The sequence below is a fragment of the Pseudomonas sp. NPDC089428 genome (assembly GCF_044749325.1).
Lineage (GTDB): Bacteria > Pseudomonadota > Gammaproteobacteria > Pseudomonadales > Pseudomonadaceae > Aquipseudomonas.
The window spans coordinates 619,001-645,668 of the sequence record NZ_JBIVHT010000002.1 but is presented as its reverse complement, the minus strand read 5'-3'; the positions used below and the strand labels follow the sequence as shown (position 1 = coordinate 645,668).

Genomic DNA, 26,668 nt, shown 5'->3' with positions numbered 1-26,668 from the left:
TTAAAGAGCGTTTGGTTAAGAGCTTTTCGTCTCAACCGAGGCGCGCATTCTACGCTTTCCTCATTTGCTGTCAAGCGTTTATTTTGAAGTTTTTTGCGAGAAACTCGTTTAGCTTCAAACACTTGACTCGCTGCGATCTCTCGTAGCGGGAGGCGCATAATACAGCGTTTAAAACCGCTGTCAACCTTCACTTCAACCGCTATCGATCATTCGATCGAAGCACTTCCGATACTACCTGAATCGTCCAACTCATTGAATTTCAAGGAATTTTTCGTTTCGACTACGTCGGAAGTGGGGCGCATTATAAGGGGATTCGAAAGCGCGTCAACCCTTAATTTCAAGAAACTTCAATATCGCTGAAAAGCAAAGCGGGGAGGCCTGACGGCCTCCCCGCTCTTCAATAGCTCTATGTAGCGTCAGAGCACGCCAGCGCTGCGCAAACGCCCTACAGCATCCGCATCCATTCCCAGCACATCACCCAGCACCGCCTCGGTATGCTCGCCCAGCAGCGGGGGCGCACGCCGATACTCCACAGGCGTTTCGGACAGCCGAATCGGGCTGGCTACCTGCGGCACGCTCCCAGCCAGCGCATGGGGCATTGTTACCGCCAGCCCCCGAGCCAGCACCTGTGGATCCTGGAACATCTGCGCCAGGTCGTTGATCGGCCCACACGGCACCCCGGCAGCCTCCAACTGGCTCACCCATTCGGCGGTAGTCTTGAATACCGTCGCCTGGCGAATCAGTGGAATCAGCTCGGCCCGGTTCGCCACCCGCTGCTTATTAGTAGCGAAGCGAGGGTCATCTGCCCACTGCGGCTGCCCAGCCACCTCGGCAAACTTGCGGAACTGACCATCGTTACCCACGGTGAGGATGAAATCGCCATCCGCCGTCGGGAAGTCCTGGTAAGGGACGATATTAGGGTGAGCATTGCCCAGGCGCCGCGGCGGGTTACCCGTGGTCAGGTAGTTCATCGCCTGGTTGGCTAGGCAAGCCACCTGTACATCGAGCAGCGCCATATCGATGTGCTGCCCAACGCCATGCTGATCGCGGTAGGCGAGGGCGGCCAGAATCGCCACCGTCGAGTACAGCCCGGTAAGAATATCGGTCAGTGCAACACCCACCTTCACCGGCCCGGCACCTTCCTCCCCATCCGGGCGGCCGGTCAGGCTCATCAGCCCACCCAGCCCCTGGATCATGAAGTCATACCCCGCGCGCTTGGCGTACGGCCCGGTTTGGCCGAAGCCAGTGATCGAGCAATAGATGAGCTTGGGGTTGATCGCCTTCAGGCTTGGGTAATCCAGCCCATAAGCCGCCAGCCCACCGACCTTGAAGTTTTCGATGACGATATCCGACTTGGCCGCCAGCTCGCGCACAAGGCGCTGGCCTTCTGGCTGAGTGAAGTCGATGGTCACCGAGCGCTTGTTGCGGTTTGCCGACAGGTAATAGGCCGCTTCGCTGGTGTTCTCACCCCGGGCATCCTTGAGGAAGGGTGGCCCCCAGGCGCGAGTGTCGTCGCCACTACCCGGGCGCTCGACCTTGATTACGTCAGCACCAAGGTCCGCCAGGATCTGGCCAGACCAAGGCCCCGCCAGCACACGGGAGAGGTCCAGCACCCGCAGATGAGATAGCGCGCCCATGGACTGGCTCCTTATCAGTAGAAGGCCTGGATGCCGGTCTGCGCACGCCCGAGGATCAGCGCATGCACGTCATGGGTACCCTCATAGGTGTTGACCACCTCAAGGTTGACCAGGTGGCGCGCCACACCGAACTCGTCGGAGATGCCGTTGCCGCCGAGCATGTCACGGGCCATGCGGGCAATGTCCAGGGCCTTGCCGCAGGAGTTGCGCTTCATGATCGAAGTGATCTCCACCGCCGCAGTGCCTTCATCCTTCATCCGCCCCAGTCGCAGGCAGCCTTGCAGGGCCAGGGTAATTTCGGTCTGCATGTCGGCCAGCTTCTTCTGGATCAGCTGGTTGGCAGCCAGCGGGCGACCGAACTGCTGACGGTCCAAGGTGTACTGGCGAGCGGTGTGCCAGCAGGCTTCGGCTGCCCCCAGCGCCCCCCAGGAGATACCATACCGCGCCGAGTTCAGGCAGGTGAACGGACCTTTGAGGCCACGCACATCCGGGAAGATGTTCTCTTCAGGGACGAATACGTTGTCCATGACGATCTCACCGGTGATCGATGCGCGCAGGCCGACCTTGCCGTGGATCGCCGGAGCACTGAGCCCTTGCCAGCCTTTCTCCAGCACGAAGCCGCGGATATCGCCGGCATCATCCTTGGCCCAGACCACGAACACATCGGCGATCGGGCTGTTGGTGATCCACATCTTGCTGCCACTCAGGCGATAGCCGCCATCGACCTTCCTGGCACGGGTAATCATCGAGCCCGGGTCGGAGCCATGGTTAGGCTCGGTCAGGCCAAAGCAGCCAATCCACTCGCCGGAGGCCAGCTTGGGCAGGTACTTCTGCTTCTGCGCCTCGGTACCGAACTCATTGATCGGCACCATCACCAGCGAAGACTGCACGCTCATCATCGAACGGTAGCCGGAGTCGATGCGCTCCACTTCGCGGGCAATCAGGCCGTAGCACACGTAGTTCAGGCCGCTGCCGCCGTATTGCTCGGGAATGGTCGCACCAAGCAGGCCGACTTCACCCATCTCGCGGAAGATCGCCGGGTCGGTCTGTTCGTGACGGAAGGCTTCCAGTACGCGCGGGGCCAGCTTGTCCTGGGCGAACTGATAAGCGCTGTCACGCACCATGCGCTCTTCTTCAGTGAGCTGCTGATCCAGCAGCAGCGGGTCGATCCAGTTGAAGCTTGCTTTACCGGCCATGAGCGAAATCCTCGAAATAGGGGAGCGGTTTCTTGTGCCATTGATCCTAGGCCTGATCTGGCAACACGACAAACGAGGATTGCGCACGCATAAGTGATATTTTGTCACTCCGTGATACTCGAAATCGCCATATTCACGGCTCTATAAGTGAGGTTGTCGTACATGCGCCGCAAGATCCCCAGCACCACCGCACTGGTCTGCTTCGAAGCGGCCGCACGTCACGAGAGCTTTACCAAGGCAGCCCAGGAGCTGGCCCTGACCCAGGGTGCCGTCTGTCGCCAGATCGCTGGGCTGGAGGAGTTCCTCAACGTCGAACTGTTCAGGCGCTCACGCCGTGGCGTGAAACTGACCGAAGCCGGGCTTTCCTATAGCCGACAGGTTGCAGCGCAGCTCGATGCGGTGGAACGCGACACGTTGTCGGTGATGCGTCAGCAGGGCGCCAACGTGATCGAACTGGCCGTGGTGCCCACCTTCGGCACTCAATGGCTGTTGCCACGCCTCAAGGACTTCCAGCAACGTCACCCCGAGGTCACCGTCAACCTGACCAACCGCACCCGCCCGTTCCTGTTCGCCGACACCCCGTTCGATGCCGCCATCTACTTCGGTGATGCCGATTGGTCCGGCACCCAGTCCCATCGCCTGATGGGCGAGAACCCCATGCCGGTGTGCAGCCCGGCCTTGTTGGGCGGGCAGGGCATGCTCGACGCTCAGCGCATCGCCAGCCTGCCGCTGCTGCAGCAAACCACCCGGCCCTACGCCTGGCGCCAGTGGTTCAATGGCCTGGGCCTGAATATCGCGGGCGACATGACAGGCCCGCGCTATGAACTATTCTCGATGCTGGCCCAGGCGGCCATGCACGAGATGGGCGTCGCGCTGATCCCACCCTTCCTGATCCAGCGCGAACTGGAGGAGGGCAGGCTGGTGGTCGCTAACAGGTACGCGCTGTCCAGCGACAAGGCCTACTATCTGATGATTCCCGAACGCAAGGTCGAGTCAGCGTCACTGCGAGCCTTCCGTGACTGGCTGGTGAGCCAGGCACAGCTCTATACCGCCTCGCACAGAGGCGACAGCGCTGACCTACCCTTGTAGTCAATTATTTTAAACACCTACAGATATACGTTTTTGTCGCATTAGCGAAAACTGTTCAGGTGAATCGAAAAACCCATCGAAGCCGCTAAACACGCGGCTTTCAGAGGGTTTTACGACACTCACCAGCCCATCCGCGAAATCATCGCAAAAAATTTCAAATTTTACCCTAATCTGCCAATAGCCCATGGTTGACGGGCTGCAGCCTATCACTTGCGACATACGGTCACAGGGTGACTTGTAGTTTTAACTTCGTTTCGCTCCAGAACCGGTTGAAGGCCCCCGGGTTCGTCTGCAAAATGCTTCGCCCGCCTTGGATTCGGCGGGCTCGGCGCTCAACAGCCGTCCCAGCGCGCCATCCGCAGTGTGCTGGCTTTTACAAAGACAAAAGGTCACCGCAGGAGAAATAGTCGTGCACATTGGTGTTCCTCTCGAGACGCAGACCGGTGAGACAAGGGTCGCTGCGACCCCAGAAACCATCAAGAAACTGATTGGCCAGGGCCATCAGGTCACCGTCCAACGGGGGGCAGGGCTCAACGCCAGCATTCCGGACAGTGCCTATGAGGCCGTGGGCGCTTCACTGGGGAGCGCAGCCGATGCCTACGGCGCCCAATTGGTCCTCAAAGTGGTCGCTCCCAACGACCAGGAACTGGCCCTGATCAACAGTGGCAGCCTCCTGGTGGGCATGCTCAACCCCTTCAACAGCGAACTGATCGGCAAGATGGCCGAACGCGGGATCACCGCTTTCGCCCTGGAAGCCGCACCCCGCACCTCACGGGCACAAAGCCTGGACGTGCTGTCGTCTCAGGCCAACATCGCCGGTTACAAGGCCGTGCTGCTGGCCGCCCACCACTACCCACGCTTCATGCCCATGCTGATGACCGCCGCAGGTACCGTTAAGGCCGCGCGCGTGCTGATCCTCGGGGCGGGGGTTGCCGGCCTGCAGGCCATTGCCACGGCCAAGCGCCTGGGTGCGGTGATCGAGGCGTCCGACGTTCGCCCGGCGGTGAAGGAGCAGATCGAGTCGCTGGGCGCCAAGTTCATCGACGTGCCTTACGAGACCGATGAGGAACGTGAATGCGCCGAAGGCGTCGGCGGCTATGCCCGGCCGATGCCGGCCAGCTGGATGCAACGCCAGGCCCAGGCGGTGCACGAGCGCGCCAAGCAGGCCGATATCGTCATCACCACCGCATTGATCCCTGGCCGCAAGGCACCGACGCTGCTCAGCGCCGATACCGTGGCGCAGATGAAGCCCGGCTCGGTGGTCATCGACCTGGCGGCAGCCCAGGGCGGCAACTGCCCGCTGACCGTTGCCGACCAGGTGGTGCAGGAGAACGGAGTGATCATCGTCGGCCCGACCAACCTGCCGGCTCAGGTGGGCGCCGATGCCTCGGCACTGTATGCGCGCAACCTGCTGGACTTCATGAAGCTGCTGTTCGACAAGGACGGCGCACTGGTCATCAACCTCGAAGACGACATCGTCGCGGCCTGCCTCATGTGCCGCGATGGCCAGGTCGTCCGCAAGAACGGCTAAGGAGCACGACAATGGAAGACATGCTGATTTCCCATGGCATCTACAACCTGATCATCTTCGTGCTGGCCATCTATGTGGGCTACCACGTGGTGTGGAACGTTACCCCGGCGCTGCACACCCCGCTGATGGCGGTTACCAACGCCATCTCGGCAATCGTCATCGTCGGTGCCATGCTGGCGGCGGCCCTGACCGTAACCCCGGCAGGCAAGCTGATGGGCACCCTCGCGGTGGCCCTGGCTGCGGTCAACGTGTTCGGTGGCTTCCTGGTCACCCGCCGCATGCTTGAGATGTTCAAGAAGAAAACCAAGACCGAGGCGCAGAAGTAAGCATGAGCATGAATCTGGTAACGCTCCTCTACCTCGTCGCCTCGGTGTGCTTCATCCAGGCGCTCAAGGGCCTGTCGCACCCGACCACTTCGCGGCGCGGCAACCTGTTCGGCATGATCGGCATGGGGATCGCCATCCTCACTACGGTTGGACTTATCTATAAGCTTGGAGCTGAGCTGGCGACTGCCGGCATCGGCTACGTGATCGTCGGCCTGCTGGTCGGCGGTACCGCTGGCTCGATCATGGCCAAGCGCGTCGAGATGACCAAGATGCCTGAACTGGTCGCCTTCATGCACAGCATGATCGGCCTGGCGGCGGTATTCATCGCCATCGCAGCCGTGCTGGAGCCGCAGTCGATGGGCATCGTTGCCGCCATCAGCGACCCGATCCCCACCGGCAACCGCCTGGAACTGTTCCTGGGCGCAGCCATCGGTGCCATTACCTTCTCCGGTTCGGTCATCGCCTTCGGCAAGCTGTCGGGCAAGTACAAGTTCCGCCTGTTCCAGGGCGCACCGGTACAGTTTGCTGGTCAGCATAAGTTGAACCTGATCCTCGGCCTGACCACCATCGCCCTGGGCCTGCTCTTCACCTTTACTGGCCACTACAGTGCCTTCACCCTGATGCTGGTCCTGGCCTTCATCATGGGCGTGCTGATCATTATTCCGATCGGTGGCGCCGACATGCCGGTGGTGGTGTCGATGCTCAACAGCTATTCGGGCTGGGCAGCGGCCGGTATCGGCTTCTCGCTGAACAACTCGATGCTGATCATCGCCGGCTCCCTGGTCGGCTCAAGCGGTGCGATCCTCTCGTACATCATGTGCAAGGCGATGAACCGTTCGTTCTTCAACGTCATCCTCGGTGGCTTTGGCGGCGATACCGATGCCGGCGCGGCGCAAGGTTCGAAAGAACAGCGCCCGGTGAAGTCCGGTTCGGCCGACGACGCCACCTTCCTGCTGAGCAACGCTGACAGCGTGATCATCGTCCCGGGTTACGGCCTGGCGGTGGCCCGTGCCCAGCACGCGCTCAAGGAACTGACCGAGAAGCTGACCCACAACGGCGTGACCGTGAAGTACGCGATCCACCCGGTAGCAGGGCGCATGCCTGGGCACATGAACGTTCTGCTGGCTGAAGCCGAAGTGCCGTACGATCAGGTGTTCGAGATGGAAGACATCAACGCCGAGTTCGGCCAGGCCGACGTGGTGCTGGTGCTGGGCGCCAACGACGTGGTCAACCCGGCGGCGAAGAACGATCCGAAGTCGCCGATCGCCGGCATGCCGATCCTGGAGGCATTCAAGGCCAAGACCATCATCGTCAACAAGCGCTCCATGGCCAGCGGCTATGCCGGCCTGGACAACGAACTGTTCTACCTGGACAAGACCATGATGGTGTTCGGTGACGCGAAAAAGGTCATCGAAGACATGGTCAAGGCAGTGGAGTGACAGCTACCGCTGCAAACCCGCTGATATAAAGAAAGCCCCGGTCAGAATCTGCCGGGGCTTTTCTTTTATTGATCCGGATCAACGGCTCTACTTCAAGGCTTCTCATACGACCATGGTCGTGGGACGGCAATGGGCGAAATCTCTAGACTGCGCTTCAGTAGTTTCAGTAGCCCGAGATAACAATCCATGTACCGTGATCGTATCCGCTTGTCCTCCCTGCACAGCAAGGTAATGAGTGCGGCTGATGCCGCTGGCCTGATCGAGGACGGCATGACCGTCGGCATGAGCGGATTCACCCGCGCCGGCGAAGCCAAGGCTGTGCCGCATGCCCTGGCCGAACGCGCCAAGCAGTCGCCACTGAAAATCAGCCTGATGACCGGCGCCAGCCTGGGCAACGACCTCGACAAGCAGCTGACCGAAGCCGGCGTGCTGGCACGTCGCATGCCGTTCCAGGTGGACAGCACCCTGCGCAAGGCCATCAACGACGGCCAGGTGATGTTCATCGACCAGCACCTGTCGGAAACCGTCGAGCAGCTGCGCAACCAGCAGCTCAAGCTGCCGGATATCGCGGTCATCGAAGCCGTGGCCATCACCGAGCAGGGCCACATCGTGCCGACCACTTCGGTAGGCAACTCGGCCAGCTTCGCGATCTTTGCCAAGCAAGTGATCGTCGAGATCAACCTGTCGCACAACGCCAACCTCGAAGGCCTGCACGACATCTATATCCCGACCTATCGCCCGACCCGCACGCCAATCCCGCTGGTCAAGGTCGACGACCGCATTGGCAGCACCGCGATCCCGATCGACCCGGCCAAGATCGTTGGCATCGTCATCAGCGACCAACCGGATTCGCCATCCACCGTGCTGCCACCGGATGACGAAACCCAGGGTATCGCCGACCACCTGATCAACTTCCTCAAGCAAGAAGTGGAAGCTGGCCGCATGACCAACAAGCTCGGCCCGCTGCAGGCAGGTATCGGCAGCATCGCCAACGCGGTGATGTGTGGCCTGATCGAGTCGCCGTTCGAAGACCTGACCATGTACTCCGAAGTGCTGCAGGACTCGACCTTCGACCTGATCGACGCCGGCAAGCTGAGCTTTGCCTCGGGCAGCTCGATCACCCTGTCGACCCGCCGCAATGCCGACGTGTTCGGCAACCTTGAGCGCTACAAGGACAAGCTGGTCCTGCGCCCGCAGGAAATCTCCAACCACCCCGAAGTGGTCCGCCGCCTGGGCATCATCGGCATCAACACGGCGCTGGAGTTCGACATCTACGGTAACGTCAACTCGACCCACGTCTGTGGCACCAGGATGATGAACGGCATCGGTGGTTCGGGTGACTTCGCCCGCAACGCCCACCTGGCGGTGTTCGTCACCAAGTCGATCGCCAAGGGCGGTGCCATTTCCAGCGTGGTGCCAATGGTCAGCCACGTTGACCATACCGAGCACGACGTCGACATCCTGGTCACCGAGCAGGGCCTGGCCGACCTGCGTGGCCTGGCACCGCGCGAGCGCGCTCGGGCGATCATCGACAACTGTGTGCACCCGGACTACCGCGCAGCGCTGAACGATTACTTCGAGCGCGCCTGCCAGCGTGGCGGCCATACCCCGCACATCCTGCGTGAAGCCCTGAGCTGGCACGAGAACCTGGAAGAAACCGGGCGCATGCTCGCCAGCTGATCCACTCGCCTCAACTGTTCGGGCCTTGTCGTCGCCACGCCGGCGACAGGGCCAGTACAGTCAAACCCGCCCATCGGAACACCTCCCGCCCTTTACTGATTAAAACTGTACTTCTGTACTGGTATTTTCAGGCCTTTTCATCTTGTAAATCCCCACGACCAAGCAAAAACGCACCACCACAGTGCAGACCAGTACAGTTACGCCTATTTCGAGTGCAACAGTCTGGTTAAACAGTTAACTGGCCCATCGCATTACCATTGAACTGTATCTACTGTTATGGACGGCAGAGGAGGATCATTGGCATCAGTTAAATCACTACCTAATCCCGCCATAAGCGGAAGGATGAAACATCATGGAACGTACCCTCAGTTCCGGTCTGGTTTTTGAAAGCAACGCCCAGCAGTCCCAGGCTTCCCTGCCACTGCGTGCTATTTCCACCCTGCTGCTGTGGCAGCGCCGCATGGCCAGCCGCCGTCAACTGGCTCGCCTTGACGCCCGCCTGCTGGCCGACGCCGGTATCAGCGAGTCGCAGCGTTACGAAGAGCTGAGCAAGCCTTTCTGGCGCTAAGCTCCGGTTCGCCGGCTACGGCCGGCACCGCGAATTCCCCAACCCGTTGCAGGCGACTGCAGCGGGTTTTTTATTGCCCGAAAGCTGCGTCTCAGAGCCGTTCTAAGAGAAACATGTACAGTTTTCAGGAAGTCAAAAATTACCATAACAGTTGCTCGCTGCGGCTCGCGTTAACATCCAGATACAGCACCGCGTGATACGCTTCGCCAAACAGTCTGGTAGAACCAGTTGTCAAAAACGTACCGCGACGGGCTGTGCAAGCGTCCGATACAGCAGAACCCTATCCAGGAGTCCAAGAACATGTCCCGTAAATACCTGATTGGCGCCGCCCTGCTGCTCGGCCTGGCCAGCACCGCCAATGCCAGCAGCTTCGTTGTCACCACTGATGCCGTGGTACGCGCCGTCGCCGCCTCCACCGACGCCACTTCCGACCTGACCTCGTCGTTCCGTGATGACAAGATCGTGCAGGCCGCACGTGATGACGCCGCCAGCTTCGTCGGCACCCAAGGCGCCATTCGTGGTGCGCGGCTGGAAAGTGCCTTCCTGCACATCCGTTCGACCATGCCGCAGCTGCAAGCCAGTGATGCGCAGCTGGCTCAGGCCATCCTCGCGATCTGATCAAGGCGCTGCACAGCAGGTGCGTTGGCTTCGGCTCACGCGCCTGGGATAGCCTTCGCCGTTCATTTCCCAAGCCGTCAAGAAAGCTCATGCGTTATCTGTTGCCGTTGCTGCTCACCGCCATTGGCATGGCCAGCGCCCACGCCATGGACACCACCACCCAAGGCCTGGTCATCACCGGTTACGTCACCAGCCAGGTCACCGCCGCCCCCTTCGACCGTAAACTGGTCAGGCAGGCCCGCGACGATGCTGCGGCATTCGTTGCCAGCGATGGCCTGATCCGCGGTGCACGCCTGGAAGCGGCACTCGACTCGTTGCGCCACAACTGCGCCCGGCACTCCGTCGGCGACCTTGAACTGGCAGAAGCAATTCTCGTCCAATAACTACCCCTGACTCCCTGTATTTTTCGGAGATGCTCCATGCGTAAACCGCTGATTGCCGCTACCCTCGGCATGTTGCTGCTGGCCGACCTGGCCCATGCACAGACCCTGGTGGCCACCAGCAACATCATCGTGCGCGCCTTTGGCCGCTCGATCGATTTCACTTCTGACACCACCACTTCGATCCGCGACGCCAAAGTCGTGCGCGAAGCCCATGACGACGCCGCCAGCTTCGTCGCCAGCAATGGCGATATCCGTGGCGCGCAGCTCGAAGCCGCTTTCAGCACCCTGCGCGAGCGCGTACCTGAAGCGCGCGACGCCAGCGACCAAGTACTGGCCGAAGCCATTCTCGCGCTGTGAACCGCGTGCGTGCCTGGCTGCTCGGCGGCGCTTTGACGCTGCTGGGCACGCCCGCCCTGGCCGACCTGCAGCTCGAACTGCAGGCGGCAGGCCTCGATCCGCAACAGACCCAAGCCAGCCAGGCCCTGCTCGACGAGGCCATGGGCAAGCTGCCCCCACAATTCAAGCAACGGCTGGACCGGCGCGTCCGGGTCAGCTGGAGCGACAACATGCCAGCCGATGCCTATGGCCAGGCTTCGCTGGTGTCGACCCTCGAACTCAACCGCAGCTTGCTGCCGGGCCTGACTGACGGCAGTGCCGCCACTAAGCGCACCAACCGCCCTCATGGCACTGTGCGCGAGGAGCTGCTGGCCACTGTCCTGCACGAACTCACCCACATCTACGATCGTGCACGCCTGTGGCCCAGCGCCGAGCGCTCGCTGATCGCCCGCTGCGCGCGACAGCAAGGCACGCTGGGCAAGGTCGGCCAGCTGGAAGAATGCCGAGGTCAAGCCGAACGCCGCTTTACCCTCAGCGACGACCCGCGTCTGCTCGACCTGGCTGGCTGGCCGCAATACGTTGGCCGACGTGGTGAGCGAGAGCAGCACAACGCCCAGTTCATGCGCAGCCCCGACAGTTATGAACTGAGCAGCCCCAAGGAATACATCGCGGTCAACATGGAGTATTTCCTCCTGGACCCGAGCTACGGCTGCCGTCGCCCGGCGCTCAACCAGTACCTGCGTGACCACTTTGACTGGGCGCCACAGCAGAACACCTGCGCCAAGGGCCTGCCGTTCATCAATGCCGGCAGTGACTTCGCCCGTCAGCCGCTGGGCGAGATCGACCCAGAACGGGTCTACCAGGTCGACTTCCTGCTGGCTGAAGCCAACCAGAACCTGGTCAGCCGCTGGGGCCACAGCATGCTGCGCCTGGTGATCTGCAAACCCGGTCGCCCGCGTGGCCCGGACTGCCGCCTGGACCTCGACCAGAGCCTGGTGCTGTCTTACCGTGCATTCGTCAACGATGTGCAGCTATCCAGCTGGGACGGCCTGGTCGGCGTCTATCCCTCACGGCTGTTCGTGCTGCCGCTGGGCCAGGTGATCGACGAATACACCAAGACTGAACTGCGCAGCCTGGCCTCGGTACCGCTCAAGCTCAACCGCGACGAGATCGAAAACCTGGTACGCCAGGCCGCCGAGATGCACTGGAGCTACGACGGCAACTATTGGTTCCTGTCCAACAACTGCGCCGTGGAGTCGTTGAAGCTGCTGCGCAGCGGTACTGCCAACCCACGCCTCAACGACCTCGACAACATCATGCCAAATGGCCTGCTGGCTGTGCTGAAGGGGAGGGGGCTGGCCGATACCAGCGTGCTTGATGACCCCCGTGAAGCCCTGCGCCTGGGTTATCGCTTCGACTCCTATCGCGACCGCTACCAGGCCATGTTCGATGTGCTGAGGAAGCAGCTGCCGATCAAGCAGACCGAGGTCGAGGATTGGCTGGCCCAGGATGCAGAACAAAGGCGCCCGTGGTTCGACAAGGCAGATCTGCGCACCAGTGCGGCCTTGCTGCTGCTCGAGCAGGCCAGCCTGCGCCGGCAATTGCTGCTGGCTCAGGACGAAGTGAAACAGCGGTACCTGAACGCTGCAGCGCTGAAGGACGGCAGCATCAACAAGGCCGACGAAACCCTGAAGCAGATGCTCGCCAACAGCGGCTTCCTGAGCCGCCCGGCCGAGTTGCTGGATGCCAAGGGCTATGGGTTGCCGCAGCCGGAAGAGCGCAAGCAACTGGAGCAGGTCAGTACCGAGCGGCAGGCCAAGCTGTTGCGCCTGAGCAGCGACCTGGACAAAGAGGTGAGGGCGCTGCTGCAGCCTTCTCGGGCGAAGGAAATTGCTGCGGTCGAGGCCAATGTGAAGCAGATCGGCGAGCATTTGCGGGCATTGCACAAGGCAGCTGGCGGCCTGCAGCTACCCTGAATCCTGTACCGGCCTCTTCGCGGGCAAGCCCGCTCCCACAGGTCCAGCGCAAGCCTCGAACCTGTGGGATCGGGCTTGCCCCGCGAAATGGCCGGCAAAGGCAGCCCAAGGCTACAGCCTCTCCTCAGATTCCGAGGGCAACCCCTCATCCAGATGCAGCCAGGGCAACCGGCTTTTAGCCCAGATATGCCTCTTGGCTGGCGCCAGCTCCGGATGGTCCAGCGTCGCCACCGTCACATCGATGCTTCCCGGACTATGCTCCGTGACCAACGCCAAATGCGCCCCGCATTCCCCACAGAAATACCGCTTGCAACTGGCCGGTGCCACATAGCACTGGGGCCGCCCCGCCAACCAGCGGAAACCCGAACGGGGCAGGGTGACCCAGGTCACCACCAAACCGCCGCTTACGCGCCGGCAGATCGAACAATGGCAATGGGCAACATCCGTCAGGTCACCCTGCAGCCGATAACGCAAGGCGCCGCAATGGCAGCCACCCTCAGTAAAATCCTGCATCACCTACCTCCCGTCGCCGTTTTCTCGGCGAAAGCTGGCTGAAAGCTTGCCCCCCTAGGATAGCCCCCACTACCGGCACAAGACCGGTCAGCCAGGGCATCCGGAACATTCCGCGCCCGGCCCATCAACAACAACAATGGTGATTCTGATGTATTCCTGCGCCCGCCTTTGCGTCCTACCCCTCCGCATGCTCCCCGCGCAGCGCCAAAAGCGCTGATCCGCCCGAATCGACCGTCCTTTCGCCGCGCCACGCCTGGAGTATTGCCATGTTGACCTTCCTCGGCTTTGCCATGGTCATCACCTTCATGTACCTGATCATGACCAAGCGCCTGTCGGCCTTGATCGCGCTGATCCTGGTACCGATCCTGTTCGCCCTGTTCGGCGGTTTTTCCGCCAAGATCGGCCCAATGATGCTCGAAGGCATCAGCAAGCTCGCGCCCACCGGCGTGATGCTGATGTTCGCCATCCTCTACTTCGCCCTGATGATCGACTCCGGCCTGTTCGACCCGGCCGTGCGCAAGATCCTCAAGCTGGTCAAGGGCGACCCGCTGAAAGTCTCGGTCGGCACCGCCGTGCTGGCCCTGGTGGTCTCACTCGACGGTGACGGTGCCACCACCTACATGATCTGCTGCGCCGCCATGCTGCCGCTTTACAGCCGCCTGGGCATGAGCCCTCGGATCATGGCCGGCCTGATCATCCTCGCCGGCGGTGTGATGAACATGACCCCGTGGGGCGGCCCCACCGCCCGCGCCGCCAGTGCCCTGCATGTAGACCCGTCGGACATCTTCGTGCCGATGATCCCGGCCATGCTCTTCGGTGTGCTGGCGATCCTTGCCATCGCCTACCTGTACGGCAAGCGCGAACGTGCCCGCCTGGGTGAGCTGCACCTTCCGACCGATGACATCGACCACAGCGAAATCAGCGTGTCGCAGTTCCCTGAAGCGCGCCGCCCCAAGCTGATCTACTTCAACGGTGCCCTGACCGCCGCCCTGATGGTCGCGCTGATCGCCGGCGTGCTGCCGCTGCCGGTGCTGTTCATGATCGCCTTCAGTATCGCCATGATCGTCAACTACCCGTGCCTGCAGCAGCAGAAAGACCGCATCGCCGCCCACGCCGGCAGCGTGCTGGCCGTGACCGGGTTGATCTTCGCCGCCGGCATCTTCACCGGCATCCTGTCGGGTACCGGCATGGTCGAGGCCATGTCCAAGAGCCTGCTGGCGGTCATCCCTGAAGCATTGGGCCCCTACCTGGCAGTGATCACCGCGATCGTGAGCATGCCGTTCACCTTCTTCATGTCCAACGACGCCTTCTACTACGGCGTGCTGCCGGTGCTGTCGGAAGCGGCCAGCCACTACGGCATCAGCCCGGTGGAAATGGCCCGTGCCTCGATCGTCGGGCAGCCGGTACACCTGCTCAGCCCGCTGGTGCCTTCGACCTACCTGCTGGTGGCCCTGGCCGGTATCGAGTTCGGCGACCACCAGCGCTTCACACTCAAGTGGGCAGTGCTGGTGTGCCTATGCATAATGTTCGCCGCGCTGCTGATGGGCATTTTCCCGCTGTTCAGTAGTCTTTAATTAACACGCATCACCCAACGCGATGCCCCCGGTCGGGGTGCATCGCCTTTATCGTTTGAAGGAATACACATGGAATGGCTGACCAGCCCGGAAATCTGGGTTGCCTTTTTTACCCTGACGGCACTTGAGATCGTCCTCGGGATCGACAACATCATCATGATCTCGATCCTGGTCAGCCGCATGCCCAAGCACATGCAGCCGCGCACCCGGATCTTCGGCCTGGCCCTGGCCATGGTCACCCGCATCATGCTGCTGCTGTCGATCACCTGGGTCATGCGCCTGACCACCGACCTGTTCGTGGTATTCGGCCAGGGCATTTCCGGGCGTGACCTGATCCTGTTCTGCGGCGGCCTGTTCCTGCTGTGGAAAAGCTCGCAAGAGATCTACCACGGCCTGGAAGGCGAGGAAGAGAGCGCCGACGAACCCAAGGGGGCTGGCGGCAAGTTCCTGTACACCATCATTCAGATCGCCATCATCGACATCGTGTTTTCGCTGGACTCGGTGATCACTGCCGTCGGCATGGTCTCGCACGTGCCGGTAATGATTGCCGCAATCGTCGTCGCGGTGCTGGTGATGATGGCCTGCGCCGGCGCCATCAGCGACTTCATCGACAAACACCCTTCGCTGAAGATGCTTGCACTTTCCTTCCTGATCGTCGTCGGTACCGTGCTGATCGCCGAATCTTTCGATGTTCACGTGCCGAAGGGCTACGTCTACTTCGCCATGGCCTTCTCGCTGGCCGTGGAGGCGATCAACATCCGCATGCGTACTGCCTTGGCGCGCAAGCAGGGCAAGGAGCATGAGCCGGTGAAACTGCGCAAGGACATTCCGGGTCAATAAGATCCGACGCAGTGTAAAGGGCCCTCCGGGGCCCTTTTTCATGTACAGGCTTTCATCACACAAACATTTCAAATGCTTGCAGAGCGTGCCAAGCTGGCGCGAGCTTCGCAAAACAACTAAAGCTTGAGTAAGCACTGGATCAAAACACCCACCCCCGGGCCAGGCTTACAGCTTCATCCATTTTGGCTCCGCCACTGGAGCCCGATAACAAAGGGGGGCTCGACCATGCTGACCCTGCTCAACCTGCTCTCCGCCGTGGCCTTGCTGGTGTGGGGCACGCATATCGTCCGTACCGGCATCCTCAGGGTGTTCGGCTCCAACCTGCGCCGCGTGCTCAGCCAGAACATGAACCGCCGACCGCTGGCGTTCATTGCCGGCATCGTGGTCACTGCCGTGGTGCAGAGCAGCAACGCCACTGCCATGCTGGTCACGTCCTTCGTCGGCCAGGGCCTGATGGCCATGACCCCGGCGCTGGCGATCATGCTCGGCGCCGATGTCGGGACCGCGCTGATGGCCCGGGTACTGACCTTCGACCTGTCGTGGCTGTCGCCGCTGCTGGTGTTCCTCGGGGTGATCTTCTTCCTCTCGCGCAAGCAGACCCGTGTGGGCCAGCTGGGCCGCGTGGCAATCGGCCTGGGCTTGATCATCCTGGCCCTGCAGCTGATCGTGCAGGCCGCGGCGCCGATTACCCATGCGCAAGGGGTGAAGGTGCTGTTCGCCTCGCTGACTGGCGATATCCTGCTCGACGCCCTGGTTGGCGCACTGTTCGCCATGGTCTCGTATTCCAGCCTGGCTGCCGTGCTACTCACCGCCACCCTGGCCGGCGCTGAGGTGATCAGCCTGCCGGTGGCCATCGGCCTGGTCGTCGGCGCCAACATCGGCAGCGGCCTGCTGGCCTTCATCAGCACCAGCATGCAGAACGCCGCCGGCCGCCGCGTGGCTCTGGGTAGCCTGCTGTACAAGCTGATCGGCCTGCTGCTGATCATCCCTGTGCTGCACCCACTGGTGGAGTGGATGGACAGCCTGAGCTTCAGCCCTCAGGAGCTTGTGATCGGTTTCCACCTGCTCTACAACACGCTGCGCTGCCTGATCATGCTGCCAACGGTCAAACCCATGGGCCGCCTGTGCAATGCGCTGCTGCCCGAACGCGAGACCACCAACGGCCAGATACGCCCGCGCCATCTCGATGCCTCGGCCTTGACCACGCCCAGCCTGGCCCTGGCCAATGCCGCGCGGGAAACCCTGCGCCTGGGCGACATCGTCGACAGCCTGCTGGAAGCCATGCTTGGCGCCCTGCGCGGTACCCACACTGCCATCCCCCAGCAGGTACGGGCCTTGGGCGAAGATGCCGAGGCACTCTACAGTGCGATCAAACTGTACCTGGCGCAGATGCCGCGGGAAGACCTCAGCGATCAGGACAACCGGCGCTGGGCAGAAGTCATCGAGTTGGCGATCAACCTGAAGCTGGCCTGCGACCTGATCGAACGCATGCTGCGCAAGGTGCAGCAGCAGAAAACCAGCCAGCGCCGGGAGTTTTCCCAGGTCGGCCTTGAAGAACTCACCGGGCTGCAGGAGCAGTTGCTGGCCAACCTGCGCCTGGGCCTGTCGGTGTTCCTCAGCGCCGATCCGGAGAGCGCACGCCTGCTGCTGCGCGAAAAACGCCGTTTCCGCGCCCAGGAACGGCGCCTGGCGCACGCCCACGTCAGCCGTTTGCAGCGTAAGGTCGTGCAAAGTATCGAGACCAGTTCGCTACACTTGGAGCTGATTGCCGATATGAAGCGGTTGAACTCTTTGTTCTGCAGCAGTGCCTATGTGGTACTGGGTGGCTCGGACACCGGCGGGCTGCTGCTCGACAGCGTCCCGGAAGATGCCCACCTGTCCTGATCTCGCACACCTGGAGACCGTCGCTCGCCCATGCGTTGCCTGATGTTCGTTTGCCTGCTGATCTGCAGCCTGCCCTCATTTGCCCTCGACCGCTCGCGGGTCGAGGGTTACCTGTTGCCCAATGGCCTGCAGGTGATCCTGAAATCCGGTTACGAACGCGACCATGTGGCGATCCGCCTGGTGGTGGGGGTTGGCCTGGATGACTTTGGCTGCGAGCAGAAAGAATTGCCGCACCTGCTTGAACACCTGCTGTTCACCGGCATCGACGAGACCGGTGAAGGCGGCCTGGAGGAGCGCCTGCAGAGCCTGGGCGGCGAATGGAATGCCTATACCAGCAGCGCCGACACCACCTTCGTCATCGAGGCACCGGCACGCAACCAGCGCAAGGTCCTCGACCTGTTGCTGGCAATCGTCCGCGACACCCGCATCGACGCCAAGGCCCTGGCCACGGCCAAGCACATCATCGAACGCGAGGATGGCGGCCACTATGGCCACCTGCAGCGCTGGCTCGACCGCCAGGACATCGGCCACCCGGCCAGCGACCAGCTGGCCACCGAGCTGGGCCTGAAATGCGCTGAACGCTCCAACGTCGCGGACATGACCCTGGAGCAGGTGAAAACCCTGCGTGAGCACTGGTACGCCGCCAACAACATGACCCTGATCGTGGTGGGCGGCCTGGATCGCCTGTTGCCAGCCTATCTGGAACGCACCTTTGGTGAGCTGCCGGCCACCGAGCCGGAAGAGCGGCGCACCCTCGAAAGCATCAGCCAACAGGCCGAACAGCGCCGCGACCTGACCCGGGGCCTGCTGGGCGACAGCGTCAAGTTGCACTGGCTGTTCATCGAACCGGTCCTGGACAGTGACCATCAGCAAACCCTCGACCTGCTGTCGCGCTACCTCGACTGGGCGGTGTATGACCAGCTGCGCCTGCGCAACGGCCTGTCGTACGGGCCGTCCGTTCAACGCGAGAGCTTTGGCGACAGCGGCATGCTCAGCCTCAATGCCGACCTCGAGCGCGAAGATGTCGACCAGGCTGTGAAGGTGATGCAGCAGCTGTTCGACCACCTGCGCAAGGAAGGCCTCGACCCGGATACCTTCGCCCGCATCAAGGATGCCGCCGTGGCCAAGGAAAGCTGGAGCACCCAGGGCAACAGTGCGCTGGCCGATTACTACTGGGGGGCGCTGAACGATTACAACAACGGTCGCTTTGCCGACCCGGCGCGCAAGTTGCGCCAGGTGACGCTGGAAGAGGCCAATGCGGCCTTGAAGGAATTGCTCAAGGATGAGGGTTACCTGCGGATCGAGAAGCCGTTGCTGGGGTATGACGAGCTTTATGGGCTGGTGGCCTTGCTGCTGGGGCTGATATTGGCGCTTGGGCTGTTGCGCTGGCGGCGACAGAAGCCGGAACGACCCAGTGGTGCTACACGGCAGTAGTGAATCGGCGGTATCCTTTTGCCAGTACCGGCCCTTTCGCGGGTAAACCCGCTCCCACAGGAACCGCACAGGTTTCATGATCAGTGCACGACCTGTGGGAGCGGGTTTACCCGCGAAAAGGCCGGCACAGCCACCTCAAACTCCTGTTGTAGACCCATGCCCCCAATACCCCATTTCGTCCAGCGCGTCATCGAGCTGCTCAAACGCTACCCCGGCGTCATTGCGCTCGGTGGTTTCCTCTCCGGCATCGGCAGCTTCATTCTGGTCGACCGCCAGGCCAGCCTGGCCAGCTGGATCGCCATCCTCATGCTGGTCAGCTGGGTCTGGCTAATGCTGGAAAACACCCTCACCGGCCTGTTCGCGCGCACCTTCAACCGCGAGATCCCGCAGCCGCTGCTGCGCTATGCGACACAGATGATCCACCAGGAAAGCCTGTTCTTCGTCTTGCCGTTCTTCTTCATCACCACCACCTGGAACAGCGGCCAGCTGGTGTTCACCGGCCTGCTTGGCGCCGCCGGGCTCATCTCGATCATCGATCCGCTCTACTACAAGTGGCTGGCGCCCCGGCGCTGGCTGTTCCTCGCGCTGCACACCCTGACGCTGTTCGCCGCGCTGCTCACCGCGCTGCCGATCATCCTGCACCTGACTACCGCACAGAGCTTCAAGCTGGCGTTGATCGCTGCCATGGCACTGTCGTTCCCAAGCCTGGTCAGCAGTTTCCCGGTCAATACCTGGCGCCGCGGCGTGGCACTGGTGGTGGTTACGCTGGCCGTAGGCGCTGGCGGCTGGCTGCTGCGCTCGTGGGTGCCACCGGCAACGCTGTGGATGACGGACGTGGCGGTGAGCACCGAAGTACTCAATCGCCAGCCCGGCGAATCGCTCGAGGAAATTGCCGCCAGCCGCATTCGCAGCAATGGCCTTTACGCCTATACCGCGATCAACGCACCGCGAGGCCTGGACGAGCGCATCTACCACGTGTGGCAGAAGGACGGCCAGGAGGTCGATCGCATTGCCCTGGACATCCACGGCGGGCGCAAGGAAGGCTACCGCGCCTGGACCCACAAGCAGAACTTCCCGCCCAACCCGGTGGGCAAGTGGCAGGTGCGGGTGCTGACCGAGGATGGCCAGGTGATCGGCGTGCTGCGCTTCAAGGTAGTGGACGACTTGCCTGCGCCGTGACATCGGCGCAGGACAGCACATATTCAACAAACCGCTCCATGCCCGCTGCGCTATGATCAGCCTCTAGCCCAGTCGGATGCATGGAGCCTATGACCACCCCCAGCGCCACCCTGGACACCAGCTGCCAGCCAGCCTGCCTGCGGATCGCCGGTGACTGGACCCTGGCCCACTACGCCAGCCTCAAACGTGACAGCGAGCGCCTGCGCACGCAGTATGGCGCCGACACCATTGCCGACCTCAGCCAGCTGGGCCGCCTGGACACTGCCGGTGCCTCGCTGTTGGCCGAGCTGCTCGGCTCCGAGCGCCTGTCGCACTGCACCAACGACCTGCCCGAAGCCAGCCGCGCCCTGCTCAAGAATGTCTACTGTTCGGTGCAGGACTACTGCATCCCGGTCAAGGAGCCGGAGCGCAACGTGCTGCTGGTGCTCCTGGAGCGTATCGGTTGCGCGGTCGGCACGCTGTGGCAAGACACCATGCAGCTGCTCGGCTTTCTTGGCCTGATCATCGAGACCCTGCTGCGTCGCCTGCTGCAGCCACACCGCTGGCGCGTCACTCCGGTCATCGCGCACATCGAGCAGACCGGGCTGGACGCTGCCCCCATCGTCGCCTTGCTGACTTTCCTGGTGGGCGCCGTGGTGGCCTTCCTCGGGGCCACGGTACTGGCCGATTTTGGCGCCACGGTCTTCACCGTCGACCTGGTGGCCTTCTCGTTCCTGCGCGAATTCGCCGTGCTGCTGACTGCCATCCTGATGGCCGGGCGCACCGCCAGCGCCTTCACCGCGCAGATCGGCTCGATGAAGGCCAATGAAGAGGTCGACGCCATCCGCACCCTGGGCCTCAACCCGATCGAGCTGCTGGTGGTGCCACGGGTACTGGCGCTGCTGATCTCACTGCCACTGCTGACCTTCGTCGCGATGATCTGCGGCATCGTCGGTGGTGCGGTGGTCTGCGCCCTGTCACTGGGCATTTCGCCGGCGATGTTCCTGTCGCTGCTGCAAACCGACATCGGCGTGCAGCACTTCCTCGTCGGCCTGGCCAAGGCGCCGATTTTTGCCTTCCTGATCGCCGCCATCGGCTGCCTCGAAGGCTTCAAGGTCAGCGGCAGCGCCGAATCGGTCGGCGCCCACACCACCTCCAGCGTGGTGCAATCGATTTTCGTGGTCATCGTGCTGGATGCGGTGGCGGCACTGTTCTGCATGGAGATGGGCTGGTGAATGGCCGGGAAGCGGTGATCGAAGCGCGGGGCATCTGCAATCGCTTTGGCAGCCAGGTGGTACACAAGGACCTCGACCTGGACCTGTACCGCGGCGAAATCCTCGCGGTGGTCGGCGGTTCGGGTAGCGGCAAGTCGGTATTGCTGCGCAGCATCATCGGCCTGCGGCGCCCCAACGAGGGGCAGGTCAAGGTATTCGGCGAAGACTTGGCCGGTTTGCGCGAGGAACAGCGTTCGCTGGTCGAACGCCGCTTCGGCGTGCTGTTTCAGAAGGGCGCACTGTTTTCATCCCTGACCGTCACCGAAAACGTCGCCCTGCCGTTGATCGAGCATGCCGGCCTGTCGCGCGCCGATGCCGAGCACCTGGCTGGGGTCAAGCTGGCGCTGGCCGGCCTGCCGATTTCCGCCGCCGACAAATACCCCTCGTCGCTCTCCGGCGGCATGATCAAGCGCGCGGCCCTGGCTCGCGCCCTGGCGCTGGACCCGGACATCCTGTTCCTCGACGAGCCCACCGCCGGCCTCGACCCGATCGGCGCCGCTGCCTTCGATCAGTTGATCCTGACCTTGCGCGATGCCCTGGGCCTGAGCGTGTTCCTGATCACCCACGATCTCGACACCCTCTACACCATCACCGATCGCATCGCCGTGTTGTCACAGAAGAAGGTGCTGGTCGCCGGCCCCCTGGCCGAGGTCGAACAGACCAACGACCCCTGGATCCACGAATACTTTCACGGCCCACGCGGGCGCGCGGCCGAACACGCCGCCGCCAACGCCGGGCAGGAGCGCTGAACAATGGAAACCCGAGCTCATCACGTCCTGATTGGCCTGGTCACCGTCCTGGTGGTGGCTGGCGCCATGCTGTTCGGCCTGTGGCTGACCAAGTCCAGCGTCGACGACGCCTTCAAGGATTACGAAGTCATCTTCAACGAAGCCGTCTCGGGCCTGTCCCGTGGCAGCCCGGTGCAGTACAACGGCATCAAGGTCGGCGATGTCACCAGCCTGCGCCTGGACCCGAAAGACCCGCGCCGGGTGCTGGCCCGGGTGCGCCTGAGCGGCGACACCCCGGTCAAGGAAGACACCCAGGCCAAACTGACCCTGGCCGGGGTCACCGGCAACTCGTTCATCCAGCTCAGCGGCGGCACGCCGCACAGCCCGGAACTCAGGGGCAAGGACGGCAAGCTGCCGGTGATCGTCGCCTCCCCCTCGCCGATCTCCCGCCTGCTCAACGACAGCAGCGACCTGGTGACCAACATCAACCTGTTGCTGCACAACGCCAACCAGATGTTCTCGGAAAGCAACATCGACCGCCTGAGCAACACCTTGGCCAACCTGGAGCAGACCACTGGCGCCTTCGCCAACCAGAAGGGCGGTATCAGCGACGCCATCGAGCAATTGGCCCAGGTCGGCAAGCAGGCCAACGCCACCCTGGCCGAAACCCAGGCGCTGATGCGCAACGCCAACGGCCTGCTTGGCACCCAGGGTAAACAGGCCGTTGGCAGTGCCGAGCAGGCCATGCAGTCGCTGGCGCAAAGCGCTGCGACCATCAACAACCTGCTGCAGGACAACCGCCAGTCCATCGATGACGGCGCCCAGGGGCTCAACCAGCTGACCCCGGCCATCCGCGAACTGCGCGAAACCCTCAACTCGCTCAAGGGCATATCCCGGCGCCTGGAGGCCGACCCGAGCGGCTACCTGCTGGGCCGCGACAACAACAAGGAGTTCCAGCCATGATCCCTTCGCTGCGCCTGCTGGCCCTGGCGGCCGCCCTGAGCCTGGCCGGCGCCTGCTCGATCCTGCCGCAGAGCGAACCTGTGGATATCTACCGCCTGCCGGTCAACCAGGCCAGCCACAGCAATACCCCGGTGGACTGGTCACTGCGCCTGAACAAGCCGCTGGCCAGCGAAGTACTGGCCGGGCCACGCATCGCCGTGATCCCTCAAGGGGATGTGATCAGCAGCTACAAGGGCGCCCGCTGGAGCGACCCGGTGCCTTTGCTGGTGCGCAACCGCCTGCTCGATGGCTTCCAGCGCGACGGCCGGGTGCAACGCCTGAGCGCAGACGACAGCAACCTGCAAGCCGACTACGAGCTGAGCGGCGAGCTGCAGGCGTTCCAGAGCGAATATCAGCCGGGCGGCAAGGTGGAAGTGGTAATCCGCTACGACGCACGCCTGGTGCAAGGCCGCAGCCAGCGCATCCTCAGCAGCAAGCGCTTCGAAGTGCGCCAGCCGCTGACCGACACCCAGGTATCAGCCGTGGTCGCCGGTTTTGGCGCGGCCAGCGATCAGCTGGCCGGGTTGGTGGTGAACTGGACCGTGGCGCAAAGCGCCCAGGCTCAGAATCAGGCTCAGGCAAAGAACCAGTAGCAGACGCAGATGGCCGCAATCACACCGGACAGCTCGGCCAGCAGGGCGCAGCCGACGGCGTGGCGCACCCGCTGGATGCCCACGGCGCCGAAATACACCGCCAGCACGTAGAAGGTGGTTTCGGTGCTGCCCTGAATGGTTGCCGCGACCAGCGCCGGGAAGCTGTCGACACCGTGGGTCTGCATGGTCTCGATCAGCATGGCCCGCGCGGCACTGCCAGAGAACGGCTTCACCAGCGCGGTGGGCAGGCCCTCGACGAAGCGGGTATCCAGGCCCATCCAGTTGACCGCGTGGCGAATGCCGTCCAGCGCCAGCTCCAGCGCCCCAGAGGCGCGCAGTACACCGACCGCTACCAGCATCGCCACCAGATACGGCAGCAGGCTCTTGGCTACGTCGAAACCTTCCTTGGCGCCTTCGACAAAGGCTTCATACACCTGCACCCGCTTCAACGCGCCGATTACCAGGAACAGGATGATCACCCCAAACAGCGTCAGGTTGCCTAGGATCGACGACAGGCTGGCTAGCGCAGCGGCCGACAAGGTGCCCAGGAAGGCCATGAAACCGCCCAGCAGCAGCGCGCCAGGGATCAGGTAGGCGAGCACCACCGGGTCCCACAGGCGCAGGCGCTGCATCACTGCCACTGACAGCAGGCCGATCAGCGTTGAGGCACTGGTGGCCAGCAGAATTGGCAGGAACACCAGGGTGGGGTCGGTGGCACCTTGCTGGGCGCGGTACATGAAGATAGTCACCGGCAGCAGGGTCAGCGACGAGGCGTTCAGCACCAGGAACAAGATCTGCGCATTGCTGGCCGTGGTGCTGCTGGGGTTGAGCTCCTGCAGCGCGCGCATGGCCTTGAGGCCGATCGGCGTTGCGGCGTTATCCAGGCCCAGGCCATTGGCGGCGAAGTTCATGGTGATCAGGCCCAGGGCCGGGTGGCCGGGTGGCACCTCCGGCATCAGGCGGGCGAACAGCGGCCCCAGCACCTTGGCCAGCCATTCGACGATGCCGGCCTTTTCGGCGATCTTGAGGAAACCCAGCCAGAGGGTCAGGGTACCGAACAGCAGGACCATGACCTCCACCGACAGCTTGGCCATGGCGAAGATGCTCTCGACCATCGCGGCGAAAATGCCAGCGTTGCCACCGACCAGCCATTGGGCCAGGGCGGAGACGGCCGCCACCAGGAAAAAGCCGAGCCAAAGGCCGTTGAGCATCCGTGTGTTCCCCCTGAAAAATGCTCGAATGATAGCGTATCGGGGCCTGTGACTGGAGAACTCTCGGCTGACGCTGAACCCTGTGGGAGCGGGCTTGCCCGCGAAGCAGACAACGCGGTGGATGGCACGGGCTTCGCCCGTGTTCGCGGGCAAGCCCGCTCCCACAGAGATCGCCGAACTGCCAGCAGACCGGATAAAACCACAGACAACAAAAAGCCCCGACGAGTCGGGGCTTTCAGGTTCAGCACATCAGGCTCAGCGCTTGGCAGCTTCGCCAATGACTGCAGCCTGCTGTTTGTCCGCCATCAGCGAGGCGTAGTACTGCTCGCCCTTGGCGGCGTCGTACATGCCTTCCCAACGCGCAATGACCAGGGCTGCGAGGGCGTTGCCGATCACGTTCAGGGCGGTACGCGCCATGTCCATGATGCGGTCGACACCGGCGATGAAGGCCAGGCCTTCCAGCGGGATGCCCACGCTGCCCAGGGTCGCCAGCAGTACCACGAAGGATACGCCCGGTACCCCGGCGATACCTTTGGAGGTGACCATCAGGGTCAGCACCAGCAGCAACTGCTGGCTCCAGGACAGGTCGATGCCGTACAGCTGGGCGATGAAGATGGCCGCGATGCTCTGGTACAGGGTCGAACCGTCGAGGTTGAACGAGTAGCCGGTCGGTACCACGAACGAGCAGATCGACTTCGGCGCACCGTACTTCTCCATCTTCTCGATCACGCGCGGCAGCACGGTTTCGGAGCTGGAAGTGGAGTAGGCGAGGATCAGCTCATCTTTCATGATGCGCATGATCTTGATCACCGAGAAGCCGAACAGGCGCGCGACCAGGCCCAGCACCATGAAGGCGAAGAAGGCGATGGCGAAGTACACCAGCAGCACCAGCTTGGCCAGCGGCAGCAGCGAGCTGAAACCGAAGTTGGCAACAGTCACGGCAATCAGGGCGAACACACCGATCGGGGCGTAGTTCATGATCATGTGGGTGACCTTGAACATGGTCTCCGACACGGCCTGGAAGGTACGCACCAGCGGCTCGCGCAGGTCGGCCTGCAGGCTCGACAGGCCAAGGCCGAACATGACCGAGAAGAAGATGATCGGCAGCATTTCACCACGCATCAGCGCCGCGAAGATGTTCGACGGGATCAGGTTGAGCAGGGTCTCGATGAACGCGTGCTCATGCTGCACTTCAGCCGCAGTGGCCTGGTACTTGGAGATGTCGACGGTACCCAGGGTGCTCATGTCGATGCCGGCGCCCGGGTGGAACAAGTTGGCCAACACCAGGCCGACAACGATGGCGATGGTGGTCACCACCTCGAAGTAGAGGATGGTCTTCAGACCGATGCTGCCGAGTTTCTTCGCATCGCCAACCCCGGCGATACCCACGATCAGCGACGAAATCACGATCGGGACAACGATCATCTTGATCAGGCGAATGAAGATGTCACCGGCGGGCTGGAGGACGTTGCTGATCCACCAGGCCTTTTCCGCGCTGAAGTGGTTCAGCAGCGCGCCGACTGCAACGCCCAGGACCAGACCGATGACGATCTGCCAGGCGAGGCTCAGTTTTGCCTTCTTCATGTCTTTACCCTTTGTTGTAGTGGTCACGGGCACCGACCGGAAAAGCGCGTAACAAAGCCGTTGGCAACGTCACGGGGAGCTTTTGGCTTCCGTC

The 26,668-nt window shown here is 62.5% G+C and carries 24 protein-coding genes; 19 read left to right on the top strand and 5 right to left on the bottom strand.

The features are described 5' to 3' along the window. Positions 1–416 precede the first annotated feature (416 nt). Both ACIPZ5_RS06315 and ACIPZ5_RS06310 read right to left on the bottom strand, forming a co-directional pair. A complete protein-coding gene (locus ACIPZ5_RS06315) occupies positions 417–1,637 on the bottom strand; it encodes a CaiB/BaiF CoA-transferase family protein (RefSeq protein WP_343594799.1) in 1,221 nt (406 codons plus the stop codon). 14 nt (positions 1,638–1,651) lie between these two features. Then, positions 1,652–2,833 carry an acyl-CoA dehydrogenase gene (locus ACIPZ5_RS06310; protein WP_085676655.1) on the bottom strand — a complete coding sequence of 394 codons (1,182 nt, stop codon included), beginning with the start codon at positions 2,831–2,833 and terminating at the stop codon, positions 1,652–1,654. Positions 2,834–2,995: 162 nt separating this feature from the next. On the opposite strand from ACIPZ5_RS06310, the gene ACIPZ5_RS06305 reads away from it, so the two are divergent. The 10 genes from ACIPZ5_RS06305 (at position 2,996) to ACIPZ5_RS06260 (ending at position 12,779) form a co-directional block, all read left to right on the top strand. Continuing rightward, positions 2,996–3,922: a LysR family transcriptional regulator gene (locus ACIPZ5_RS06305; protein WP_343594795.1), complete on the top strand. Its 927-nt coding sequence runs from the start codon at positions 2,996–2,998 to the stop codon at positions 3,920–3,922. Positions 3,923–4,331: 409 nt separating this feature from the next. Next, positions 4,332–5,453, top strand: a complete 1,122-nt coding sequence (locus tag ACIPZ5_RS06300) for a Re/Si-specific NAD(P)(+) transhydrogenase subunit alpha (protein WP_343594793.1) — start codon at positions 4,332–4,334, stop codon at positions 5,451–5,453. A gap of 11 nt (positions 5,454–5,464) precedes the next feature. After that, positions 5,465–5,779, top strand: a complete 315-nt coding sequence (locus ACIPZ5_RS06295) for an NAD(P) transhydrogenase subunit alpha (RefSeq protein WP_400807309.1) — start codon at positions 5,465–5,467, stop codon at positions 5,777–5,779. A gap of 2 nt (positions 5,780–5,781) precedes the next feature. Continuing rightward, on the top strand, positions 5,782–7,218 hold the full coding sequence (locus ACIPZ5_RS06290; RefSeq protein ID WP_261942200.1) for an NAD(P)(+) transhydrogenase (Re/Si-specific) subunit beta: 1,437 nt from the start codon (positions 5,782–5,784) through the stop codon (positions 7,216–7,218). A gap of 186 nt (positions 7,219–7,404) precedes the next feature. Then, on the top strand, positions 7,405–8,898 hold the full coding sequence (locus tag ACIPZ5_RS06285) for an acetyl-CoA hydrolase/transferase family protein (RefSeq protein ID WP_343594789.1): 1,494 nt from the start codon (positions 7,405–7,407) through the stop codon (positions 8,896–8,898). Positions 8,899–9,250: 352 nt separating this feature from the next. Further along, positions 9,251–9,466, top strand: a complete 216-nt coding sequence (locus ACIPZ5_RS06280) for a DUF1127 domain-containing protein (protein WP_054884336.1) — start codon at positions 9,251–9,253, stop codon at positions 9,464–9,466. 300 nt (positions 9,467–9,766) lie between these two features. After that, positions 9,767–10,084: a DUF2388 domain-containing protein gene (locus ACIPZ5_RS06275; protein WP_261942198.1), complete on the top strand. Its 318-nt coding sequence runs from the start codon at positions 9,767–9,769 to the stop codon at positions 10,082–10,084. An 89-nt stretch (positions 10,085–10,173) separates the two neighbouring features. After that, entirely contained in the window at positions 10,174–10,467 is a 294-nt protein-coding gene (locus ACIPZ5_RS06270; RefSeq protein ID WP_261942197.1) for a DUF2388 domain-containing protein, read from the top strand. Between the two features lie 36 nt (positions 10,468–10,503). Beyond that, the gene (locus ACIPZ5_RS06265) at positions 10,504–10,824 is read left to right on the top strand and encodes a DUF2388 domain-containing protein (protein WP_085676648.1); all 321 of its coding nucleotides are present in this window, start codon (positions 10,504–10,506) and stop codon (positions 10,822–10,824) included. Next, positions 10,821–12,779: a DUF4105 domain-containing protein gene (locus ACIPZ5_RS06260; RefSeq protein WP_400807305.1), complete on the top strand. Its 1,959-nt coding sequence runs from the start codon at positions 10,821–10,823 to the stop codon at positions 12,777–12,779. Before ACIPZ5_RS06265 ends, ACIPZ5_RS06260 begins: the two co-directional genes overlap by 4 nt. Positions 12,780–12,890: 111 nt before the next feature. Here ACIPZ5_RS06260 and ACIPZ5_RS06255 read toward each other — a convergent pair whose 3' ends face one another. After that, positions 12,891–13,292: a GFA family protein gene (locus tag ACIPZ5_RS06255; protein WP_343594779.1), complete on the bottom strand. Its 402-nt coding sequence runs from the start codon at positions 13,290–13,292 to the stop codon at positions 12,891–12,893. A 266-nt stretch (positions 13,293–13,558) separates the two neighbouring features. Here ACIPZ5_RS06255 and ACIPZ5_RS06250 point away from each other — a divergent pair, with 266 nt between their 5' ends. The 9 genes from ACIPZ5_RS06250 (at position 13,559) to ACIPZ5_RS06210 (ending at position 23,779) form a co-directional block, all read left to right on the top strand. Continuing rightward, the gene (locus tag ACIPZ5_RS06250) at positions 13,559–14,866 is read left to right on the top strand and encodes a CitMHS family transporter (protein ID WP_261942194.1); all 1,308 of its coding nucleotides are present in this window, start codon (positions 13,559–13,561) and stop codon (positions 14,864–14,866) included. Between the two features lie 69 nt (positions 14,867–14,935). Beyond that, complete coding sequence (locus tag ACIPZ5_RS06245) at positions 14,936–15,706, top strand: TerC family protein (protein WP_343594776.1); 771 nt, start codon at positions 14,936–14,938, stop codon at positions 15,704–15,706. Positions 15,707–15,931: 225 nt separating this feature from the next. Further along, positions 15,932–17,590, top strand: a complete 1,659-nt coding sequence (locus ACIPZ5_RS06240; RefSeq protein WP_343594774.1) for a Na/Pi cotransporter family protein — start codon at positions 15,932–15,934, stop codon at positions 17,588–17,590. A 30-nt stretch (positions 17,591–17,620) separates the two neighbouring features. After that, positions 17,621–19,024 carry a M16 family metallopeptidase gene (locus ACIPZ5_RS06235; protein ID WP_400807301.1) on the top strand — a complete coding sequence of 468 codons (1,404 nt, stop codon included), beginning with the start codon at positions 17,621–17,623 and terminating at the stop codon, positions 19,022–19,024. 156 nt (positions 19,025–19,180) lie between these two features. Further along, complete coding sequence (locus tag ACIPZ5_RS06230) at positions 19,181–20,203, top strand: DUF5924 family protein (RefSeq protein ID WP_343594770.1); 1,023 nt, start codon at positions 19,181–19,183, stop codon at positions 20,201–20,203. Between the two features lie 80 nt (positions 20,204–20,283). Further along, entirely contained in the window at positions 20,284–21,417 is a 1,134-nt protein-coding gene (locus ACIPZ5_RS06225) for an MlaE family lipid ABC transporter permease subunit (RefSeq protein WP_343594768.1), read from the top strand. After that, complete coding sequence (locus tag ACIPZ5_RS06220; RefSeq protein WP_261942188.1) at positions 21,414–22,205, top strand: ABC transporter ATP-binding protein; 792 nt, start codon at positions 21,414–21,416, stop codon at positions 22,203–22,205. The genes ACIPZ5_RS06225 and ACIPZ5_RS06220 overlap by 4 nt, the downstream gene beginning before the upstream one ends. A gap of 3 nt (positions 22,206–22,208) precedes the next feature. Continuing rightward, positions 22,209–23,147 (top strand): MlaD family protein, encoded by a 939-nt coding sequence (locus ACIPZ5_RS06215; RefSeq protein WP_343594765.1) that lies wholly within the window; start codon positions 22,209–22,211, stop codon positions 23,145–23,147. Then, positions 23,144–23,779, top strand: a complete 636-nt coding sequence (locus ACIPZ5_RS06210; protein WP_343594763.1) for an ABC-type transport auxiliary lipoprotein family protein — start codon at positions 23,144–23,146, stop codon at positions 23,777–23,779. The genes ACIPZ5_RS06215 and ACIPZ5_RS06210 overlap by 4 nt, the downstream gene beginning before the upstream one ends. On the opposite strand, the gene ACIPZ5_RS06205 is transcribed toward ACIPZ5_RS06210, so the two are convergent. After that, positions 23,761–24,990: a nucleoside recognition domain-containing protein gene (locus ACIPZ5_RS06205; RefSeq protein WP_400807295.1), complete on the bottom strand. Its 1,230-nt coding sequence runs from the start codon at positions 24,988–24,990 to the stop codon at positions 23,761–23,763. The genes ACIPZ5_RS06210 and ACIPZ5_RS06205 overlap by 19 nt on opposite strands. 255 nt (positions 24,991–25,245) lie before the next feature. Next, positions 25,246–26,574, bottom strand: a complete 1,329-nt coding sequence (gltP, locus tag ACIPZ5_RS06200) for a glutamate/aspartate:proton symporter GltP (protein ID WP_261942187.1) — start codon at positions 26,572–26,574, stop codon at positions 25,246–25,248. Positions 26,575–26,668 lie beyond the last annotated feature (94 nt).

Coding starts and splice junctions, on each gene's coding strand:
- ACIPZ5_RS06315 (WP_343594799.1), bottom strand. CDS start 1,637: ATGGGCGCGCTATCTCATCTGCGGGTGCTGGACCTCTCCCGTGTGCTG.
- ACIPZ5_RS06310 (WP_085676655.1), bottom strand. CDS start 2,833: ATGGCCGGTAAAGCAAGCTTCAACTGGATCGACCCGCTGCTGCTGGAT.
- ACIPZ5_RS06305 (WP_343594795.1), top strand. CDS start 2,996: ATGCGCCGCAAGATCCCCAGCACCACCGCACTGGTCTGCTTCGAAGCG.
- ACIPZ5_RS06295 (WP_400807309.1), top strand. CDS start 5,465: ATGGAAGACATGCTGATTTCCCATGGCATCTACAACCTGATCATCTTC.
- ACIPZ5_RS06290 (WP_261942200.1), top strand. CDS start 5,782: ATGAGCATGAATCTGGTAACGCTCCTCTACCTCGTCGCCTCGGTGTGC.
- ACIPZ5_RS06285 (WP_343594789.1), top strand. CDS start 7,405: ATGTACCGTGATCGTATCCGCTTGTCCTCCCTGCACAGCAAGGTAATG.
- ACIPZ5_RS06280 (WP_054884336.1), top strand. CDS start 9,251: ATGGAACGTACCCTCAGTTCCGGTCTGGTTTTTGAAAGCAACGCCCAG.
- ACIPZ5_RS06275 (WP_261942198.1), top strand. CDS start 9,767: ATGTCCCGTAAATACCTGATTGGCGCCGCCCTGCTGCTCGGCCTGGCC.
- ACIPZ5_RS06270 (WP_261942197.1), top strand. CDS start 10,174: ATGCGTTATCTGTTGCCGTTGCTGCTCACCGCCATTGGCATGGCCAGC.
- ACIPZ5_RS06265 (WP_085676648.1), top strand. CDS start 10,504: ATGCGTAAACCGCTGATTGCCGCTACCCTCGGCATGTTGCTGCTGGCC.
- ACIPZ5_RS06255 (WP_343594779.1), bottom strand. CDS start 13,292: ATGCAGGATTTTACTGAGGGTGGCTGCCATTGCGGCGCCTTGCGTTAT.
- ACIPZ5_RS06250 (WP_261942194.1), top strand. CDS start 13,559: ATGTTGACCTTCCTCGGCTTTGCCATGGTCATCACCTTCATGTACCTG.
- ACIPZ5_RS06245 (WP_343594776.1), top strand. CDS start 14,936: ATGGAATGGCTGACCAGCCCGGAAATCTGGGTTGCCTTTTTTACCCTG.
- ACIPZ5_RS06240 (WP_343594774.1), top strand. CDS start 15,932: ATGCTGACCCTGCTCAACCTGCTCTCCGCCGTGGCCTTGCTGGTGTGG.
- ACIPZ5_RS06235 (WP_400807301.1), top strand. CDS start 17,621: ATGCGTTGCCTGATGTTCGTTTGCCTGCTGATCTGCAGCCTGCCCTCA.
- ACIPZ5_RS06230 (WP_343594770.1), top strand. CDS start 19,181: ATGCCCCCAATACCCCATTTCGTCCAGCGCGTCATCGAGCTGCTCAAA.
- ACIPZ5_RS06225 (WP_343594768.1), top strand. CDS start 20,284: ATGGAGCCTATGACCACCCCCAGCGCCACCCTGGACACCAGCTGCCAG.
- ACIPZ5_RS06215 (WP_343594765.1), top strand. CDS start 22,209: ATGGAAACCCGAGCTCATCACGTCCTGATTGGCCTGGTCACCGTCCTG.
- ACIPZ5_RS06210 (WP_343594763.1), top strand. CDS start 23,144: ATGATCCCTTCGCTGCGCCTGCTGGCCCTGGCGGCCGCCCTGAGCCTG.
- ACIPZ5_RS06205 (WP_400807295.1), bottom strand. CDS start 24,990: ATGCTCAACGGCCTTTGGCTCGGCTTTTTCCTGGTGGCGGCCGTCTCC.
- gltP (WP_261942187.1), bottom strand. CDS start 26,574: ATGAAGAAGGCAAAACTGAGCCTCGCCTGGCAGATCGTCATCGGTCTG.